The following is an 18,667-nucleotide window of genomic DNA, read 5'->3' on the forward strand; positions in this document are numbered from 1 at the left end:
TTGAGCGCATAGAAGGGCAGTTATGTCTTTAAGAGAGGCTATTAAAGACATTTTGAGCACATTGATGGGTAGTTTTGTCTTTAAGAAGGGCTATTAAAGACATTTTGACCACATTGATGGTCAATTTTGTCTTTAAGAGAGGCTATTAAAGACATTTTGACCACTTAGGCGGTCAGATAAAACCGCTTCATAAAGCCAATAAACAACTAGCAGAAAAAGCACCCACAATCGATAAGACCACCCTTCCATAACAATAGACCTAATGATATGATATTTTTGTAAATGTTGCGAAATGTCTCCTTTTGTGTCGTATTCTGCCAGTTTTTTAAGTTATTAGGTCTATTTACCTGTCTGTTAGGCACGAAGGCGGTTAGACACTTTTGTTGTTAATGGTTATATTTAGGATATAAAACGTTTTGGGATGATTTTGGAGAAAGAATCAAGAAGGCAAAGTGAACGTCCCAAGCGATGAAAACAAATCCTTTATCATAAAAATCTACTATATTTTTCTGAATAATAAATTCCTCTTACAAAAAGAAATGACGGATGGGTTAGGAGTGTGATTCATATCAGCAATGTTCTCCTTCAAAGAATGGAACATGTTTATCAGCCAATGTGGAATGTAGACGCCATGAGTATTTTTGGTTATGAAGCGTTGCTGCGGTTTCCGGGCGGATATGGCGGTGGCAATATTGAGCAGATCTTTGCTGCGGCCCGAACGGAAGGGACGTTATACGAGCTTGATACGCGATCATTCGCGCAGGCGATCAGTCGGTTTCCGTTAAAAAAGCCTGCGGAGGGGCTGCTGTTTCTCAATCTTTATCCGTCGACATTGCTCCATCCTCACTTTCCTTTTTTCATGAATAATTTAGTAAAAAAGTTTCCTTTCGTTCGCGGGCGGGTCGTCATTGAATTAAATGAAACGATAGAAGAAGAATCCTGCTGGGCTCTTCCTGAATTTAAGAAAAGAATCTCGTTAATTAAAGACCTCGGCATGAAGATCGCCCTTGATGATGTGGGCAAAGGAGCAACGGGGTTAGAAAAAATGATTGAGTTTTCCCCGGATTACATTAAGCTCGACCGCTACTTTTCCATCGGACTATCGATGTCGCCGAAAAAACAGCAAATCATTTCGCTGTTACTTCAATATGCACAGTACAAAATGGGCGTGATCTTAGAAGGAATTGAAGAGGATGACGATTTAGCTGCGGCCATCGACATCCATGTGCCGATTATTCAGGGATACCTGTTAGGAAAACCGGTAAAACTAACAGCCCAGACGGTCTTTGGGAAGTATCAGGCCCCACTCAAAACACAATGTATGGCTCCTTCATTTTATCCCGAAACTGGTGTAAAATAATGGGGATGCAGCGGCATCAAAACTAGTGTGTAAAAGTGAGTGGTGGCATGAAGAATCTGAACGTGATGATAGCGGATGACGACCTTTCATCGAAAATACTGCTAGGCCATTATATTCATTTATTCCCTGGATATAGGCTGTTAGCGGAGGCGTCTAGCGGTGAAGAGCTTCTAAAGCTTGTTAGGAAGAAGCAGCCGGATATTGTGTTAGTGGATATTCATATGCCGGGAATCAATGGCATCGAGGCAGCCCAGCTGTGTAAGGAAGTGGTTCCTTCGCTTCAGGTGATTTTTACAACGGGGTCTGATGAGTTTGCGGTGGAGGCGTTTAACCTCTCAGTGGTGGACTATATTGTGAAACCAATCGAGAAGGTGCGACTGTTAATTGCCTTAGAGAAGGCCAAGATTGGTTTGCAATTACACAAGCGATTGGAAGCGAAGCAGGGAGCACCCGCTCTTAATAAGCTGGCGATTAAGTCGAATCAAGCGTTTCTTTATCTTGCGATGGAAGATATCGTCTTTGTCGAAAAAGAAAGAAGAAAGTCGATGATCCATTTGGAAGCGGAGCAGGTGGAGTCCTCCGATTCCCTTCAGGATATTGCCAAACGCTTGCCGAACTACTTTTATCGAGCCCACCGCTCGTACGTCGTGAATCTGAGGAAAATCGTCAAGATTGAAGCGTTCGGTGAAACCTATCTCGCCCATTTTGCCCATTCGGAAAAGACTGCCCATATTTCCAAATTACAAATTCAAGCAGTGCATCGTTTAATAGGGAAATGAGTTTGTTTTCATGAGGTGAGAAACCTCTTTTTTTTATGGAAAAAGGGCGGAGCGCCGCATAATAAACCTGAAAAAAAAGTTCATTTTATCATTTCGATAAGTGAGGTACGGCACTGCTCACACCGCCTTTGCAATCGGAACCATTCCCTTCGGTCATCTCAGTCTGCTTAGTTGTAGTTTATTCCAATTCCCTGTTTCCTCTTCAAAAATCTTACAAATGGGTGTTTAATAGATAAAGTGATATTAAATCTGACAAAACAAGTAAAAATACGACAAATTGTGATATAATAGACAACGCTTTGTATATACATTTTTAGGAGGACGAAATGGAAGAGACAATTAGTTTAAAAGAGCTGCTCGAGACCCTGAAAAAACGATTGTTGTTAATCGTGTCGATAACGTTAATTGCTGCGATAGCCAGTGGAGTGGTAAGTTACTTTTTCTTGACCCCGATTTACCAAGCTTCAACACAAATTCTTGTGAACCAAGCGAAAAGCGAACAATCAGTGTACAGCCCAAGTGAAGTTCAAACAAACCTTCAATTAATTAATACCTATAATGTCATTATTAAAAGTCCAGCGATCTTAGATATTGTCGTCGATGAGCTTGACTTGAATATGACTGCCTCACAATTAAATGGAAAAATTACCGTTGGCAGTGAAAAGGATTCCCAGGTTGTTAACGTAGCCGTTCAGGATCCTGATGCGAAAGTAGCGGCGCAAATTGCGAACAAGACAGCTGAAGTGTTCAAAAAAGAGATTGCCAATATCATGAACGTTAATAACGTCAGTATTTTGGCAAAAGCGGATGTTTCCGAAAATCCAGCGCCAATTAAACCTAGACCCGCGTTAAATGTCGCGATTGCGATTGTTGTGGGCTTAATGGCTGGTGTCGGACTTGCGTTCTTATTGGAGTACTTTAATAACACGATTAAAAACGAACAAGATGTTGAAAAAATCTTAGGTCTTCCAATCTTAGGTGTGATTGCCACGATTGATGATCAAAAGATGGAAGAATCGATTGCGCGTCGTGCAGCAAGAAAATCAACAGTAAGAGGTGAGACACTTGGCTCTTAAAAAGAAGAAACTGATGAGTAAAGATGCCAGCCGGAAGCTAATATCAGCGGTTGATCCGAAATCTCCGATTTCTGAGCAATACCGAACGATTCGAACGAATATCCAGTATTCTTCCATTGATAAAGAAATAAGGGCGATCATGGTGACTTCTTCGGGACCTGCGGAAGGTAAGTCGACGACCGTAGCGAACTTGGCCGTGACCTTTGCCCAGCTCGGTAAAAAAGTATTGCTTGTCGATGCCGATCTTCGGAAGCCAACCGTCCATCATACGTTTGGTGTGGATAACCTTTGGGGCTTTACGACGATATTAACCAAGCAAAAGACGCTGGCGGAGACGGTAGTGGAAACGGGTGAGCAGGATTTATATGTGTTAACGAGCGGACCGATACCGCCCAATCCAGCTGAACTATTGAGTTCGAAATCAATGGAACAATTTATTGAAGAAGCAAAAGAACAATTTGATTATGTGTTATTTGATACACCGCCATTATTAGCCGTAGCCGATCCGCAAATTCTCGCTAACCAGTGTGATGGTACCATTTTGGTTGTCTTCAGCGAAAGGACAGAAATAGAACAGGCCAAAAAGAGTAAAGAATTGCTCGAGCATGCCCAAAGCAAGCTCTTAGGTGTGGTCTTAAACCATAAAGAAGTTAAAAATAGTGATTATTACTATTATTATGGGGCAAAGTGACAAATTTCGACAAATCCCACCCTTTACCAATGTTTTTGGCAGTGTTACTATTGAAAATGTCATAAAGATTTAACATTTATCGGAAAAGGGTGGGGCTTATGATTGATTTACATTGTCACATATTGCCTGCTATTGATGACGGGGCAAGGGATTTGTCAGAAAGCATCAAAATGGCACAGAAGGCTGTCGAACAAGGAATTGATACGATTGTTGCTACCCCGCACCATTTAAACAGTCGATACGAAAATCCGAAGCAAACGATTATTGAGAGAGTCAGAGAATTAAATAAGGTATTGCTAGAAGAAAAGATAGATTTGAATGTGCTGCCTGGCCAGGAAACACGGATCCACGGTGAAATGATCGAAGGCTTTGATGTGGGAGAGATCCTGCCAATCGATGATACCCAGTATCTATTGGTAGAATTCTCTTCGAGCCATGTGCCGCGATACACAGAGAAGTTGTTTTATGACTTGCAGATGAAGGGACTTATCCCCGTGATTGTTCATCCGGAACGAAACCAGGAAATCATCGAACGACCGGAGATTCTGTATCAGCTTGTGAAAAAAGGCGCATTGACGCAAATCACGGCGGCGAGCATTTGCGGAGATTTTGGAAAGAAGATTAAGAGTTTTTCTTTACAATTAATCGAGGCGAACCTAACTCACTTTATTGCTTCGGATGCTCATAACACTGGCAATCGGACGTTTAAGATGCGTGAGGCCTTCGGCGTTGTTCAAGAGAAGTATGGGAATGACATGGCTTTTCTGTTTAAGGAAAATGCCGCGCTTGTGATTGAGGGCAGTCATGTTTATAAGGAAGTGCCGGAGCGGATTAAGAAGAAGAAGTTCTTTAAGATTTTTTAGATGATGATCACCCCATTTACTGGCTGCCATGAAGGGCTGGCTAGTGGGTGGTGGTTGTTTAGCCGACTATGCCGATTGGAATGAACGGGTTACCTGATACATCTATTCAGGAATATATTCTTGACCGGCTATGCCTCCTTGTCCGTTATCCATGGGGGCACTCGATTGTGCTGTGGGAGGAAAGACCTATAACTCCTCCTTAGACGCGTGTCGTCAAAAGTGTGATGTGAGGCCGGGTTTGATGCCCGATTATTAAAAAAACATAAATATCTAATGAAAGAATAAGTGTGAAAGCACTTGCAATTCCATTAGATATTTATTTTTTAGCTGAGATATTTAGATAAACGAAGAAAATATAAATCGAGGAGGAAGTAAAGTTGAAAAGAGTAAGAAAGGCAATTATTCCAGCAGCTGGTTTGGGGACAAGGTTCTTGCCAGCAACCAAAGCAATGCCGAAGGAAATGCTACCGATTGTTGATAAGCCAACGATTCAATACATAATAGAAGAGGCTGTTGCTTCAGGTATTGAGGATATCATTATTGTCACTGGTAAAGGGAAACGGGCAATTGAAGACCATTTCGACAACGCGATGGAGCTTGAACAGAATTTAATCGAAAAGGAAAAATACGATTTATTGGATCGTGTTAAATATGCTACTAATCTAGCAGATATTCATTACATCCGCCAGAAAGAACCAAAGGGTCTTGGACATGCGGTCTGGTGTGCTCGAAACTTTATTGGTGATGAGCCATTTGCTGTACTACTAGGGGACGATATTGTTCAAAGCGAAACACCTTGTTTGCGTCAATTGATTAATCAATATGAAGATACATTTTCTTCTGTTATTGGAGTGCAGCAAGTACCTGAAAATGAAACACATCGTTATGGAATTATCGATCCTTCATCAAAGGAAGGACGACGCTACCAAGTTAATAACTTTGTTGAAAAGCCAAAGCAAGGAACTGCTCCTTCCAATTTAGCGATTATGGGCCGCTATATCTTAACACCGGAGATTTTCATGTTCCTTGATCAACAGGAAAAAGGCGCAGGCGGAGAAATTCAGTTAACAGATGCAATCCACAAGCTAAATCAAATCCAAAGAGTGTTTGCGTATGACTTCGAGGGAAAGCGTTATGACGTCGGTGAAAAGTTCGGTTTTGTCAAGACAACGATTGAATTTGCCTTGCAGCATGAAGACCTTCATGATGATATGATTGATTACTTGAAACATCTAGTTTCTTCATTTGAAAAAGAAAAAGTATTGGTATAGAGAGAAGGAAGGGTTCCAGGTTGCGTGATTTAGCAAATCAAGATGTTACGTATTTAGAAAAACAGAATACACTTGTTCGGGCAAAAAACGGAAAACTGTATTTAGTTTCCAAAAGGTTATTCGATATCATCGGTGCTTCATGTGGAATCATTTTTTTAAGTCTTCTATTTATTGTTATCGGCATTTTAATCAAAATCGAAGACCCTAAGGGGAAAATATTTTTCTCGCAAAAGCGTGTCGGATTAAACGGAAGGGAATTTAAAATGTATAAATTCCGTTCGATGGTGTCAAATGCAGAGGAAAAATTACAAGACCTGTTAAAGTATAACGAGATTTCCGGTGCGATGTTTAAAATGAAAGAAGATCCTCGGATTACTAGAGTGGGGAAGTTTATCAGAAAGACAAGTATTGACGAATTACCGCAGCTTTTCAATGTCCTAAAAGGGGATATGAGTTTAGTGGGCCCGCGTCCACCGCTTCCTCGGGAAGTAGCTGTTTATTCCCATTACGATAAGCAGCGTTTGCTGGTCACACCAGGATGTACAGGACTATGGCAAGTGAGCGGGAGAAATAGTCTTGGGTTCGATGAAATGGTGAAATTAGACCTTCAATACATCCGTGAACGCTCCTTCCTTTATGATATAAAAGTAATTTTAAAAACGGTCCTCTTATTATTCGGATCGAAAGATGCATTCTAGAAAAGAGGTAAAACTAAATGATGAATACAGACTCCAAAATATATGTAGCAGGACACCGCGGTCTTGTTGGTTCTGCGATTGTAAGAAAACTTCAAGAAAAGGGATATACTAACCTTGTATATCGCACCAGTAAAGAATTGGATTTAAGGGATAAAACATCAGTTGACCATTTCTTTGCAGAAGAAAAACCTGATTTTGTCTTTCTAGCTGCAGCAAAGGTTGGCGGGATTGTGGCTAACAACGAATATCCAGCAGACTTTATCCGTGACAATTTATTAATTCAAACAAATATCATTGATGCTGCTTATCGGAATGATGTCAAGAAACTATTATTCCTAGGCAGCACCTGCATCTATCCAAAACTAGCTCCACAGCCATTAAAAGAAGAGTACCTTTTAACCGGTGAGCTAGAGCCAACAAATGATGCTTATGCGATTGCAAAAATTGCCGGAATTAAAATGTGTCAATCATACAATCGTCAATATGGTACAGAATATATTTCAGTGATGCCGACCAATTTATATGGGGAAAATGATAACTTTGATCTTCATACATCCCATGTGTTACCAGCACTAATTCGCAAATTCCATGAAGCGAAGGAAACTAATGCTCCATTTGTAGAAGTTTGGGGAACAGGAACACCTAAACGTGAATTCTTATATTCAGATGATCTTGCTGATGCTTGTGTCTACCTAATAGACAATTATTCCGGTAATGAAATCGTGAATATCGGTGTCGGTGAAGACCTACCAATTAAAGAATTAGCAGAAAAAATTAAAGAAGTGGTTGGGTTCACTGGTGAAATCCAGTTTGATACGACAAAACCAGATGGAACACCAAGGAAATTAGTCGATGTAACCAAGCTTAATTCTTTAGGTTGGAAAGCCACGACTTCATTAGAAGTAGGCTTAAAGAAAGCCTATCAATGGTTTCTTGATAACCAACTAACAAAAGTAAATTAACATATATCGGAGGACAAAATGAAAAAGGCATTAATTACGGGTGTAACTGGACAAGATGGTTCTTATTTAGCAGAGCTTCTATTAGAAAAGGGATATGAGGTACACGGGGTTATTCGTCGTAGTTCTTCCTATAACCAAGAACGTTTAGAGGATCTCCTAACGGAAGAAGAAGCAAATGCGCTAATAAATAATAGCAACTTCCATCTTCATTTTGGGGATGTAACAGATGCATTAAACATTACAAAAATAATTGGTGAAATTCAGCCAGATGAAATCTACAACCTAGCAGCACAGTCCCATGTTCGGGTTTCCTTTGATATGCCTGGTTATACATTAGATGTAGATGCAAAAGGTACATTAAATATCCTTGAAGCTGTACGAATCTTAGGATTAACAGAGAAGACTCGTGTGTACCAAGCTTCAACATCTGAACTATTTGGTAAAGTACAAGAGGTTCCGCAAAAAGAAACAACTCCTTTTTATCCACGCTCACCTTACGGTGTTGCCAAGATCTATGGTTTCTGGATTACAAAAAACTATCGTGAATCATATGATATGTTTGCAGTAAACGGTATTCTATTTAACCATGAATCAGAGCGTCGTGGTGAAACTTTTGTTACTCGTAAAATTACACTTGCAGCAGCTCGGATTGCACAAGGGAAACAAAAGAGACTAATGTTAGGTAACTTAGACTCTTTACGTGATTGGGGTTATGCTAAGGATTATGTTGAATGTATGTGGTTAATCCTTCAACATGAAAAACCAGAGGACTTTGTAATAGCTACTGGTGAAATGCATACTGTTCGTGAATTTGTTGAACTCTCATTCAAACATGTGGGTATAGAGATTGAATGGACAGGCAAAGGTGTGGAAGAAAAGGGTGTTAACAAAGCTACAGGTGAAGTTATTGTTGAAGTTGATCCTAAATTCTTCCGTCCTGCTGAGGTAGAACAATTATTAGGAGATCCAACGAAGTCAAAAACTTTATTAGGTTGGAATCCTACAAAAACTTCTTTTGAAGAGTTAGTTCGTATTATGGTTCAAGCAGATATGATGAAAGTTGAAAAAGAAGATAAAGTTAAGAAAATGTTTGATTAATATGTTCATTTGGTTTGAGGTAGGTAAATTATCTACCTCATTTCTGTTTTAAATTGATGAGTTCCCATAATGGAAAATATATATAGAGGCTGGTTCAAAATTGCACCTATGCATACGTGTGTAGCTTCAACGGATTGAGAGGTACTACATGGTTGAAAAGATGAAAACTGAAAAGAAAAAGCTTTTAATATTTGCTCATTATTATATTCCGGATGTTGCTTCCACAGGTCAGATTCTAAAAGAACTGGCAGAAGGAATGCTTCATGCTTTTGATATAACAGTAATTTGCGTTGTTCCGTCTTATACAGGAAAGATTGCTGAAGAGTACAAAACAAAGTTATTTTATAAAGAAGAAATCAATGGTGTAAAGATTATCCGAATTCGTGTGCCTGAATTCTCTAAGAGTAACAAAATTAGTAGAGTTAAAAATATCTTAGGCTACTTCTTTGGAGCTATGATTGCAACTTTTAAGGTTGGAAAAATGGATTATGTGTATTCCATTTCTCAACCGCCTATTCTTGGAGGTCTGATTGGAGTTTGGGGAAAATGGATGAAACATGCCAAGTACATTTACAATATTCAGGACTTTAATCCGGAGCAGACCATGGCTGTTGGATATAGCAAGAATAAGTTTATTCTAAATGCGATGATGTGGTTCGATAAATTTAGCTGCAAACGCGCTGACAAAGTAATTGTTGTTGGTCGCGATATGGTTGCAACTTTGAAAGATAGATTCAAAAATAAAAAGGTTCCAAATCATGTGTTCATTAATAACTGGATAGACGAGAAAGAAATCTATCCACTGCCTTCCGATAATGAAAAAGTGATATCTTTCAAAAAGAAATATGGATTGGAAAATAAGTTCATCATTATGTATTCCGGTAACATAGGTCTTTATTATGATCTTGAGAATATAATGCGTGTCATTAAGAAATTCAAAAGTAGAGACGATGTAGTTTTTGCATTTGTAGGTGAAGGTACTGTTCGAGAAAAGCTTGTTCTCTATAAGGAAAAACACACACTTAACAATGTGATTTTCATCCCATATCAGGAAAAATCTGATCTAGTTTACAGCTTGAATGCTGGTGATGTACATTGGTGCATAAATGCTAAAGGTATTAAGGGTGTTTCCGTTCCTAGTAAACTCTATGGAATCCTTGCTGCAGGTAAACCGATACTAGGTGTATTGGACGAAGGTTCCGAAGCACGTTTGATTATTGAAGAAACAAAAAGTGGCTATGTAACTGAGCCAGGCAATTACGATGAGGTTGAAGCCGCGATTGAAAGATTTCTTAACGAGAAAGGAACCATCACATTTACTGAAATGAGTACGAGTGGAAGAGAATATTTAGTTAAGTATCTTACGAAAGATGTATCAGTGAAGAAGTATATTAAAGAGATATTATCCTGTTAAGACGAGGTTTATATATGAAAAGTAGCTGGTTTAAGTTATTAATGAAAGCAACAAAAGTTGAATATGGAAAGAATCTATTGTTAAAAGGTGTACCGGTTATCTTTAATAACTCTGGAGCAAAGCTTACGATAGGCGATAATGTTACTATTAATTCCTCCTTCTTATCTAATTTGGTTGGATTGTATCAACGTACTATCATTGTAACAAGAACTTCAGGGTCTGAAATTCACATTGGAAATAATGTGGGTATTTCTGGGGCAACGATTTACGCTAGAAAATCTATCACAATAGGTGAGAACACAAATATTGGTGGTAACGCAAAGATTTTAGATAATGATTTTCATCCACTTGAAATTGAGGCAAGAAATGCCGATATTAAAGAGAAGATAGGCACCAAGCCTATCGTGATTGGGAAGAATTGCTTTATCGGATGTAACGCTTTGATTTTGAAAGGTACAGTACTGGGTGATGGCTGCGTTGTAGGCGCAGGTGCAGTGGTTAGCGGTAAGTTCGAGGAGAACAGTGTTATTGCCGGAAATCCCGCTAAGGTTATTAAGAAGCTTTAGAAATGTTGTTCTAATTTTATAGGAAATTGCTAGTAATAGCTGATAATAGGAGATAATATGGTAGATTTAACAGTTGTCATTCTAACAAAGAATGAAGAAAAGAATTTAAGAAAATGTATAGAGTCGTTTCAAGGCATTGCCAAGCGGTTTGTTATCGTAGATAGTTTTAGCACGGATGGGACAGAACTACTATGTGAAAAATTAGATTCTGAACTGCAAATGATTGGAAGCAAACTTGATTTCTATCAAAATAAATGGATTGATTATGCAACACAACTTAATTGGGGATTAACCCAGACCAACATTACTTCGGAATGGTCCATGCGTATGGATGCGGATGAAGAGCTAATGGAAGATTTGGTTAAGGAGATTCTTTCTGAACTCCCTAATGTAAAGTCAGACGTAAATGGTGTAATTCTTCGTAGAAGGGTTTATTTTATGGGCCGTTGGATTAAGCATGGTGGACGATATCCAGAACTGTTGCTTAGGATTTTCCGAACGGGGAAGGCCATGTGTGAACAAAAAGTTATGGATGAACACATGATATTAACTGAAGGACTGACAGTAAAGTTTAAGAATGATTTGATAGATAACAATACAAAGGATTTGGATTGGTGGACTAATAAGCATAACTGGTATAGTAACAGGGAAGTGCTTGATTATCAAATAACTGTTGGTAAGGAATTTAAGAACGAAGTTGCATTACTTGAAAATGGTGAATCCACCAAACAAGCAAAGGTGAAACGAATAGTTAAAAACAATGGTTTTTATAAATTACCAAAATTCGCCAGGGCTCATATTTATTTCATTTATAGATATTACATTAAACTTGGGTTTCTTGATGGAACAGAAGGTAGGATATACCATTTTTTACAAGCATATTGGTATCGCTTCTTAGTCGATGCAAAGATGTATGAATGTGAGAAGTTTGATAGGAAAATGAAACCACAAGGGGATCTTAAATGATGTTGGAAAAAAAGGTTTCTGTTATTATACCTATTTACAACTCCGAAAAAACCATTAAGTATTGTATTAACAGTGTACAAAAACAGACATTTAAGGATATTGAAATAATAATTGTGAATGATGGTTCAACAGATAATTCACTAAATATTGTTAATGAAATTGCATTAGATGATTCACGAATTACAATTATTAATAAAAAAAATGGCGGTGTATCTAGTGCGCGCAATTCTGGAATAAATTATGCAACAGGAAAATATTTATTCTTTCTCGATTCGGATGACCATATTGATAGTGATCTACTATGTGCAATATATAAAGTGGGAATAACTAATAATGCGGATTTAGTTTGTTGCAATTTGGTTGAACAGAATAATACAAAATTCATGAAATTCGACCAGCTATCTTGTCATATTATTGCAAAAAGTACAGAAGAAATTGGAAAATGTATTTATAATATGTATTTAGGTAGTTCATGCGGAAAGTTGTTTAAAGCAGAAATAATAAAAAATAATAATATACTTTTTAAAGAAATTATGTCTATTGGTGAAGATATGGAGTTTGTACATCAATACTTGTGTCATGTTGGTATAGTGGCTGGGGTGCCTGAAGTCAATTATTATATAGAGAATATTAATCCAACATCTCTTTCGAAGAGATACGCTCATAATATGAAGGCTACACTTGAAACATATTCCGATACATTAAAAAGAGTTTTTAAATATTATCCGGAGTATGAAATTGCGTATTATTCAAAACATATGGATATTGAATTGGAAAAGTGTATTTTATTTGTTAACAATTTGTTTTTACAAGGAACACCATATAGGTGGAAAGAGAAAATTAATGAAATAAAATCATATTTAATTGAAGATAAGCATGTTAATGCTTTTTATTATGTCGCAACAGGTAAAGGGCCTAAAAACAAATTAAATCAAATTTATTTTTATATTTTCAGAACAAAAAAACCAGCAATAATTGGTTTTCTCTTTTATTTCAAAGAAAAATTACGGAAAATAATTTGGATGAGAGGAAAGAAAAATGTTCATTGTTAATATTCGTGGTGGTTTAGGAAATCAAATGTTTCAATATGCATATGCTATAGTACTTCGAGAAAAATATGGTGAAAAAATAAGGTTTAGTCAATTCTATATAAAAAGAGAGACTGCTGGACGAACATTGTCATTACAGAATTTGAATGTCAAAGAATTAAAATGTTTGAATCCTTTTATAGAAAAGATAGTGGGATATTATTTTAAAATCAAATTACTATCGTACGAAAAAAAGGCACCCGAAAAAAATGGGTTACTAGGATTTGAAAATATTAAATATCTTGCAGAAAAAGGTCTTACTGTTTCGAGAGATATTTACAAGTATTTTAATATACCAATAAAAAAAGGACCTTTGAAATATGTTGATGGTTATTTTCAATCAGAAAAATACTTTTATGAATATAAAGATATAGTAGTAAAAGAGTTGCGAGTAAGTGACAATAAAATAATAAATAGTAAGAATAAAGGGTTGCTTGAAGTGATTGAAAACTCAGAATCTGTGTGTGTACACATAAGAAGAGGGGATTATACTTCAAATCAGTGGAAAGATGCACTTTTAATCTGTGATGAGGATTATTATAAATCTGCTGTGAATTATATAAAATTACACAAGCCTGCAGCAAAATTTTTTGTATTCTCAAATAGTCATGAAGATATTGAATGGATTAAAATGAATTATAAATTGGAAGTTGACGTAGAGTATGTTGATCTCAATAATTGTGATTATGAAGATTTGCGGTTAATGTATCATTGCAAGAATTTTATCCTATCAAATAGTTCTTATAGTTGGTGGGCTCAATATTTATCATTTAATAAAAATAAAATTGTAGTAGCTCCTTCAAAGTGGACACGGATGAATTTAGATGCATCAGATGTTTATATGGAACAATGGAAAATTATTGATGTTTAGTTTTAGGTTTAATATAAATCCATTTTATACAATAAATAAGCATGTGTTCAAATATGATTCCTTGAAGAAAAATATATAAACTCATACCATTTAAATTTATATAATTTTTAAGGGAGGGAAAAAGTGGATATTATTATTGGTAAAAAGAAATTAATATTATTTTCAATGGTTCTATTAGTTGTATTACTTCAGGAAAATTTTATTTATATGACTAAACTAAATACTTCATTTTTACTATCAATAACAGGATTGCTTATTTTCCTTTTTAAATTTGGTGATATTGTAAAAAAACCTTATACATTTAAATTTCTGATTATATCTTTGATGATTGTTGAATTTTATGGAATAATGATAGGTTGTATATACTATAGCCAATCATTTTATGAGGGAATATACGGAACCCATTATATCTTTATGTATGGATGGTATTTTGCATTTGTTGATGCCATGAGAAGCAATGTTAATAAAAAATATGCATTTTACGTTAAGGAAATTTTGGTCTTTATTGGTACATTTATTACTGTTTTATTAATGATTCAAGGAATATTATACTCTAAAATAGTGTTCTTAGATTTGACGTATAGTATGAGAAATGGTTTAAGAATAATGGGTTCATATATTCTAAGCCAAGTACTAACTTTTATTTATGTTGATATAATATATAAATTTTCATTTCAAAAGTTGATTATTGCTTTTTTAATGACATACTATGTAATTGTTTACAATCAATCTCGTGGAACAATAATGATCTTCGTAATTTGCATTGTTCTTATCATTATGAAGAGGATAATTTCAGAGAAAAATATATTAAAGATTACTACTATGTTTTTAGTGATTTTAGTTGGGGTTATTTTGATTATTCAAACTGGTTTTATACAAAAAATAATTCAAAATATTTTCTTTGAAGTAAATGAAAATACTGGGAATGTCGGTGTGAGACTAGATGCAATTAAATATTATTGGGATATTTTATTGGATCATTGGTTATTGGGTATTGGAATTTTAGGAGATAAATTTGAACTAAAAGAATTAATATATGGAACAACTCAATACTATTACTATATGGAGGATATTGGAACTTTGGCGTTTCTGTTCAAAACGGGAATTGTTGGGTTAATTTGGATTATTTTGTTTTATAAAAAATTGTTTTCAATCTATCTTAAAAATAAAAGGATATATGTAGGATTTCTGATATTATTTTTTATTATTAAAAATTTGGTTGGTATTACTTATATTAATTCCTTTGATAATAAATATGGCTTGATTTACTTTATAATAATGTTAGCTATTTGTGAAATGCCCTATTTTAAAAAAATTAATGAGGTAAGAAATGAAGATTAATAATTTTTTGTTTACTTTTATTAAGAATTCCCAAATATATATTATAAATGTAGTAAATAAGTTATTGTTTTATTTAAAAAAAGTGGCTGTAGAAGACAATGTTATCTGCAACGGACTTGTAGGAATATATGGACCGGGTACTTTAACAATTAAAGATAATACAATAATAAATTCTGGAATTAGGTATAATCCTGTTGGGGATAGTAATAAAACCACTTTTTTTATGGGCAAAAATGCAAACATAAGTATAGGTAAAAATTGTGGTATTAGTAACTCGTCATTAGTAGCATTTCAAAGTATTATTATTGAGGATAATGTTTTAATCGGTAATGGATGTAAAATTTACGATACGGATTTTCATTCATTGGATTATAGAAAGCGAAAAGATAAACCTGATACAATTTATGCTAAAAAAAGCCCAGTAGTGATAAAGGAAAGTGCCTTCATAGGAGCCTATAGTATTATCCTTAAAGGTGTAATAATCGGTGAAAAGTCAATAGTTGGTGCAGGATCAGTTGTTACAAGATCTATTCCTGATTATGAGATATGGGCAGGTAATCCAGCTAAGTTTATAAGAAAAATTGGAGACAAGAATAATGAAAAAAAAGAAAATATTATATGTGCATCACGGACAGAGTGAAGGTGGAGCACCTAGAAGTCTTGCATTCCTTATTCAAAAATTAGACAAGGAAAAGTATAAACCTATAGTTTTATGTATGTATGATGAAAATAACATTAAGTTGTTTGAATCAGTTGGAGCAAAAGTAATATTAGATAAAAAAATGCGCCCATTTCATGGAAGCACAGTTTCAGGAATGGATCTTGATATCTTTGTTAGAAATATTATTGGTGCATATCCTACTTATTTTAAAATTAAACATTATATTAAAAAAATTAAACCGGATTTAATTCATTTGAATTCGTCTTCATTATTCATGGGTGCAAAGGCTGCTAAAAAAGTACTACCGTTTGTACCTGTGATTGTTCACATTAGAGAGCCTCTATTAAAAAATATATTTGGTGAAATATTAAGAAAAATGAACCAAAAATACGCAGATGCATATGTTGCAATAGATCAAAATGATTTAGATAGTATGAAACCAAATAATAAAAATTGTAAAGTTATATATAACTTTGTTGATTTCAATGTTTATAATCCAACAATAGCATCTAATATTTTGCGTAAAGAATTAAATATCAAGAACGATCAAATCATTTTTTTGTATTTAGCAAGAATTGCTAGAAGTAATGGAACATTTGAGCTTATAGAGGAAGCTGTAAAAGTAACTAAAGACCATCCAAATTATTTTTTTGTTATTGTTGGTGATGATAGTAATGATAAGAGTACTTATACAGAACGAGTGCGAAAGCTAGCCAAACTATCAGAAAATATTAGGATTATACCTTTTAGAGATGATATTCCCAATGTAATATCATCGGCTGATGTAATGGTTTGTCCATTTATTGAACCTCATTTTTCAAGAGCGATAATAGAAGGCGCTTCTATGGGAATTCCTTCAATTGGTTCTAATATAGGGGGGGTAAATGAATTAATTAAGCCTGGAATTACTGGGGAATTATTTGATTATACAAATTTTGCTGACTTTACTAATAAATGTTTAAATTTAGGCGAAGATTTAGAATTAAGACAATATATGGGGAAAAATGCGTATGATTTTGCAAAAGAAAAGTTTGATTCGGTTAAAAATGCAGAAGAGACATTTAGTTTATATGAAGAATTGCTGAGAAATAAAAATGAAAACTGAAAATATTAAGTTGAATTACTTGTATAATGTGTTAAATCAGTTACTAATTGTTGCATTACCAATTATTACGACCCCGTATATATCAAGAACATTGGGCGTTGAAGGAGTCGGCGTTGCTTCATATATTGGTTCAATAGCTAATTATTTTATTTTATTTGCTATGCTTGGATTGAATAATTACGGTAATAGAACAATAGCAATGGTTAGGGATAATCAAGAAAAGTTAAATCGAACTTTTTCTAGTATTTACTGTATTCAACTTTTTTCAGCATTATTCATTATTATATTGTACATCATATATGTTAATTTCCTTTCAAATGGGAATAAGTATTTAAGTTTAATAATGATTATAAATGTTGTTTCAGCATTATTTGATATAAATTGGTTTTTCTTTGGCATTGAGAAATTTAAATTGACTGTCACAAGAACTGCTTTTATAAAAGTAATATTTGTAATTTTTATTTTTTGTTTAGTTAAGGATGCTAATGATTTATGGATATATTTATTGCTATTATCTTCTGGAAACCTAGTTAGTCAAGTTGCTTTATGGGTATTTTTACGTAAATATGTAAAATTAGTATTTCCTAAATGGTATGAAGTAAAGAAACATATAGCCCCTAATTTAATATTGTTTATTCCAGTTATTGCTATAAGCCTATATACTGTAATGGATAAAATAATGTTAGGAGCAATTGCTGATAGTATTGCTGAAAATGGTTATTTTGAAAGTGCAGTGAAAATTATTGGTATACCACTAGGGGTAATTACGGCATTAGGGACTGTAATGTTACCGAAAATATCCAATTTACTTGTACAAAAAAAAGATGATCAAGTATCAAAATACTTAAGAAAATCTATGAAGTTTGTTATGTTTTTGGCATGGGCTTTGGCATTTGGTATTTCTGGAATAGCAAAAGAATTTGTACCTTGGTTTTTTGGTAAGGAATTTATAAAGAGTATATTAATTATTCAAATTTTATCTTTTACTGTCGTGTTTATTTCATGGGCTAATGTTATTAGAACACAGTACTTAATACCTTATAAAAAAGATAATGTATATATTGTTTCAGTAATATTGGGGGCAATTGTAAACTTGATATCTAATTTTATATTAATTCAAAAAATAGGAGCAGTTGGTGCTGCTATTAGTACAGTTTTAGCAGAGGCAACGGTGTGTATTTATCAAACATATGCTGTAAAAAATCAAATTAATATTAAGAGTCTTATCAAAGATTCATTTGTTTTCCAAATAATTGGATTCATGATGTATATACTATTAAGGGTAATTGGTAACACGTTTCAAGGAGGACCATTATCTGTTGCAATTGAAATTATAATAGGAGCTATGTTTTATTTAATTTGTTTGTTAATAATCATGGTACTTAAAAAAGACGAAGATATATTGGTTTTAATTAACTATTTTAAAGGTAAATTGAAAAATTATTAATATAAATTAATAAACTTCATTCTAGGATGGAAGTTAGGAGAAGTTGTGATACCATTATTACCTGTACTTTTATATTTTCCATACTAAAATGAATATATGTTAAAGAATGGAAACTGTATCATATAGAATAATGTTAAATAATTTGTTACTATTAATGTTGGCTAAAATAATTTTAGTGAAAAAATAGGTTAAAAGGGATTCTCTATATTGAATTTAAAGAGAAGTTTTATTTTAGATGATATCCACTTGTATAATTTCAAAGTAATCAGGTCAATTGTGGCCTGTTTTTTTTTGGAAGGTATATATCAATACATGTAACGCTTTCTGATGGATTAATATTCTTTTGTTGTATTTATTAAATCTTAACAGGTCCATAAAGTTTTAATAATTAGAAATCGATAGGTAATAAA

18 protein-coding genes are annotated in these 18,667 nt (G+C 34.4%); all 18 read left to right on the top strand.

Going from position 1 to position 18,667, the window contains the following annotated elements:
* Positions 1 to 559: 559 nt before the first annotated feature.
* Positions 560 to 1,360, top strand: a complete 801-nt coding sequence (locus BSO02S_RS18210) for an EAL domain-containing protein (RefSeq protein ID WP_235846959.1) — start codon at positions 560 to 562, stop codon at positions 1,358 to 1,360.
* A gap of 47 nt (positions 1,361 to 1,407) precedes the next feature.
* Positions 1,408 to 2,139 (top strand): LytR/AlgR family response regulator transcription factor, encoded by a 732-nt coding sequence (locus tag BSO02S_RS18215; RefSeq protein ID WP_066070650.1) that lies wholly within the window; start codon positions 1,408 to 1,410, stop codon positions 2,137 to 2,139.
* A 326-nt stretch (positions 2,140 to 2,465) separates the two neighbouring features.
* Complete coding sequence (locus BSO02S_RS18220; RefSeq protein WP_066070653.1) at positions 2,466 to 3,215, top strand: YveK family protein; 750 nt, start codon at positions 2,466 to 2,468, stop codon at positions 3,213 to 3,215.
* A complete protein-coding gene (locus tag BSO02S_RS18225; protein WP_066070656.1) occupies positions 3,205 to 3,906 on the top strand; it encodes a CpsD/CapB family tyrosine-protein kinase in 702 nt (233 codons plus the stop codon). The genes BSO02S_RS18220 and BSO02S_RS18225 overlap by 11 nt, the downstream gene beginning before the upstream one ends.
* Positions 3,907 to 4,004: 98 nt before the next feature.
* A complete protein-coding gene (locus BSO02S_RS18230; RefSeq protein ID WP_066070660.1) occupies positions 4,005 to 4,769 on the top strand; it encodes a tyrosine-protein phosphatase in 765 nt (254 codons plus the stop codon).
* Positions 4,770 to 5,146: 377 nt separating this feature from the next.
* A complete protein-coding gene (galU, locus tag BSO02S_RS18235; RefSeq protein WP_066070664.1) occupies positions 5,147 to 6,040 on the top strand; it encodes a UTP--glucose-1-phosphate uridylyltransferase GalU in 894 nt (297 codons plus the stop codon).
* A gap of 20 nt (positions 6,041 to 6,060) precedes the next feature.
* On the top strand, positions 6,061 to 6,738 hold the full coding sequence (locus tag BSO02S_RS18240; RefSeq protein WP_066070665.1) for a sugar transferase: 678 nt from the start codon (positions 6,061 to 6,063) through the stop codon (positions 6,736 to 6,738).
* A 20-nt stretch (positions 6,739 to 6,758) separates the two neighbouring features.
* Positions 6,759 to 7,700, top strand: a complete 942-nt coding sequence (gene fcl, locus BSO02S_RS18245; protein ID WP_066070761.1) for a GDP-L-fucose synthase — start codon at positions 6,759 to 6,761, stop codon at positions 7,698 to 7,700.
* 18 nt (positions 7,701 to 7,718) lie between these two features.
* Positions 7,719 to 8,798 (top strand): GDP-mannose 4,6-dehydratase, encoded by a 1,080-nt coding sequence (gene gmd / locus BSO02S_RS18250; protein ID WP_066070668.1) that lies wholly within the window; start codon positions 7,719 to 7,721, stop codon positions 8,796 to 8,798.
* Between the two features lie 148 nt (positions 8,799 to 8,946).
* Positions 8,947 to 10,212 (top strand): glycosyltransferase family 4 protein, encoded by a 1,266-nt coding sequence (locus tag BSO02S_RS18255; protein ID WP_235846960.1) that lies wholly within the window; start codon positions 8,947 to 8,949, stop codon positions 10,210 to 10,212.
* Between the two features lie 14 nt (positions 10,213 to 10,226).
* Positions 10,227 to 10,778: an acyltransferase gene (locus BSO02S_RS18260; RefSeq protein WP_066070671.1), complete on the top strand. Its 552-nt coding sequence runs from the start codon at positions 10,227 to 10,229 to the stop codon at positions 10,776 to 10,778.
* Between the two features lie 57 nt (positions 10,779 to 10,835).
* Positions 10,836 to 11,744 (top strand): glycosyltransferase family 2 protein, encoded by a 909-nt coding sequence (locus BSO02S_RS18265; RefSeq protein WP_066070674.1) that lies wholly within the window; start codon positions 10,836 to 10,838, stop codon positions 11,742 to 11,744.
* Positions 11,741 to 12,796 carry a glycosyltransferase family 2 protein gene (locus BSO02S_RS18270; protein ID WP_066070677.1) on the top strand — a complete coding sequence of 352 codons (1,056 nt, stop codon included), beginning with the start codon at positions 11,741 to 11,743 and terminating at the stop codon, positions 12,794 to 12,796. The genes BSO02S_RS18265 and BSO02S_RS18270 overlap by 4 nt, the downstream gene beginning before the upstream one ends.
* Positions 12,783 to 13,703: an alpha-1,2-fucosyltransferase gene (locus BSO02S_RS18275; RefSeq protein ID WP_066070680.1), complete on the top strand. Its 921-nt coding sequence runs from the start codon at positions 12,783 to 12,785 to the stop codon at positions 13,701 to 13,703. The genes BSO02S_RS18270 and BSO02S_RS18275 overlap by 14 nt, the downstream gene beginning before the upstream one ends.
* A gap of 123 nt (positions 13,704 to 13,826) precedes the next feature.
* Positions 13,827 to 15,044 (top strand): O-antigen ligase family protein, encoded by a 1,218-nt coding sequence (locus tag BSO02S_RS18280; protein WP_066070683.1) that lies wholly within the window; start codon positions 13,827 to 13,829, stop codon positions 15,042 to 15,044.
* Positions 15,034 to 15,684 carry an acyltransferase gene (locus BSO02S_RS18285; protein ID WP_066070686.1) on the top strand — a complete coding sequence of 217 codons (651 nt, stop codon included), beginning with the start codon at positions 15,034 to 15,036 and terminating at the stop codon, positions 15,682 to 15,684. Before BSO02S_RS18280 ends, BSO02S_RS18285 begins: the two co-directional genes overlap by 11 nt.
* Positions 15,641 to 16,810: a glycosyltransferase family 4 protein gene (locus tag BSO02S_RS18290; RefSeq protein WP_066070689.1), complete on the top strand. Its 1,170-nt coding sequence runs from the start codon at positions 15,641 to 15,643 to the stop codon at positions 16,808 to 16,810. The genes BSO02S_RS18285 and BSO02S_RS18290 overlap by 44 nt, the downstream gene beginning before the upstream one ends.
* On the top strand, positions 16,800 to 18,257 hold the full coding sequence (locus tag BSO02S_RS18295; RefSeq protein WP_066070693.1) for a flippase: 1,458 nt from the start codon (positions 16,800 to 16,802) through the stop codon (positions 18,255 to 18,257). The genes BSO02S_RS18290 and BSO02S_RS18295 overlap by 11 nt, the downstream gene beginning before the upstream one ends.
* The last annotated feature ends 410 nt before the right edge of the window (positions 18,258 to 18,667 follow it).

This window comes from Neobacillus soli NBRC 102451 (genome assembly GCF_001591665.1).
In the GTDB taxonomy this organism is placed as follows: Bacteria; Bacillota; Bacilli; order Bacillales; family Cytobacillaceae; genus Neobacillus; species Neobacillus soli.

Excerpts from the sequence above, each read along its gene's own strand:
- BSO02S_RS18295 (WP_066070693.1), top strand. The coding sequence starts at position 16,800 with ATGAAAACTGAAAATATTAAGTTGAATTACTTGTATAATGTGTTAAAT.
- BSO02S_RS18260 (WP_066070671.1), top strand. The coding sequence starts at position 10,227 with ATGAAAAGTAGCTGGTTTAAGTTATTAATGAAAGCAACAAAAGTTGAA.
- gmd (WP_066070668.1), top strand. The coding sequence starts at position 7,719 with ATGAAAAAGGCATTAATTACGGGTGTAACTGGACAAGATGGTTCTTAT.
- BSO02S_RS18275 (WP_066070680.1), top strand. The coding sequence starts at position 12,783 with ATGTTCATTGTTAATATTCGTGGTGGTTTAGGAAATCAAATGTTTCAA.
- BSO02S_RS18255 (WP_235846960.1), top strand. The coding sequence starts at position 8,947 with ATGGTTGAAAAGATGAAAACTGAAAAGAAAAAGCTTTTAATATTTGCT.
- BSO02S_RS18290 (WP_066070689.1), top strand. The coding sequence starts at position 15,641 with ATGAAAAAAAAGAAAATATTATATGTGCATCACGGACAGAGTGAAGGT.
- BSO02S_RS18220 (WP_066070653.1), top strand. The coding sequence starts at position 2,466 with ATGGAAGAGACAATTAGTTTAAAAGAGCTGCTCGAGACCCTGAAAAAA.
- fcl (WP_066070761.1), top strand. The coding sequence starts at position 6,759 with ATGAATACAGACTCCAAAATATATGTAGCAGGACACCGCGGTCTTGTT.
- BSO02S_RS18265 (WP_066070674.1), top strand. The coding sequence starts at position 10,836 with ATGGTAGATTTAACAGTTGTCATTCTAACAAAGAATGAAGAAAAGAAT.
- BSO02S_RS18270 (WP_066070677.1), top strand. The coding sequence starts at position 11,741 with ATGATGTTGGAAAAAAAGGTTTCTGTTATTATACCTATTTACAACTCC.
- BSO02S_RS18285 (WP_066070686.1), top strand. The coding sequence starts at position 15,034 with ATGAAGATTAATAATTTTTTGTTTACTTTTATTAAGAATTCCCAAATA.
- BSO02S_RS18230 (WP_066070660.1), top strand. The coding sequence starts at position 4,005 with ATGATTGATTTACATTGTCACATATTGCCTGCTATTGATGACGGGGCA.
- BSO02S_RS18215 (WP_066070650.1), top strand. The coding sequence starts at position 1,408 with ATGAAGAATCTGAACGTGATGATAGCGGATGACGACCTTTCATCGAAA.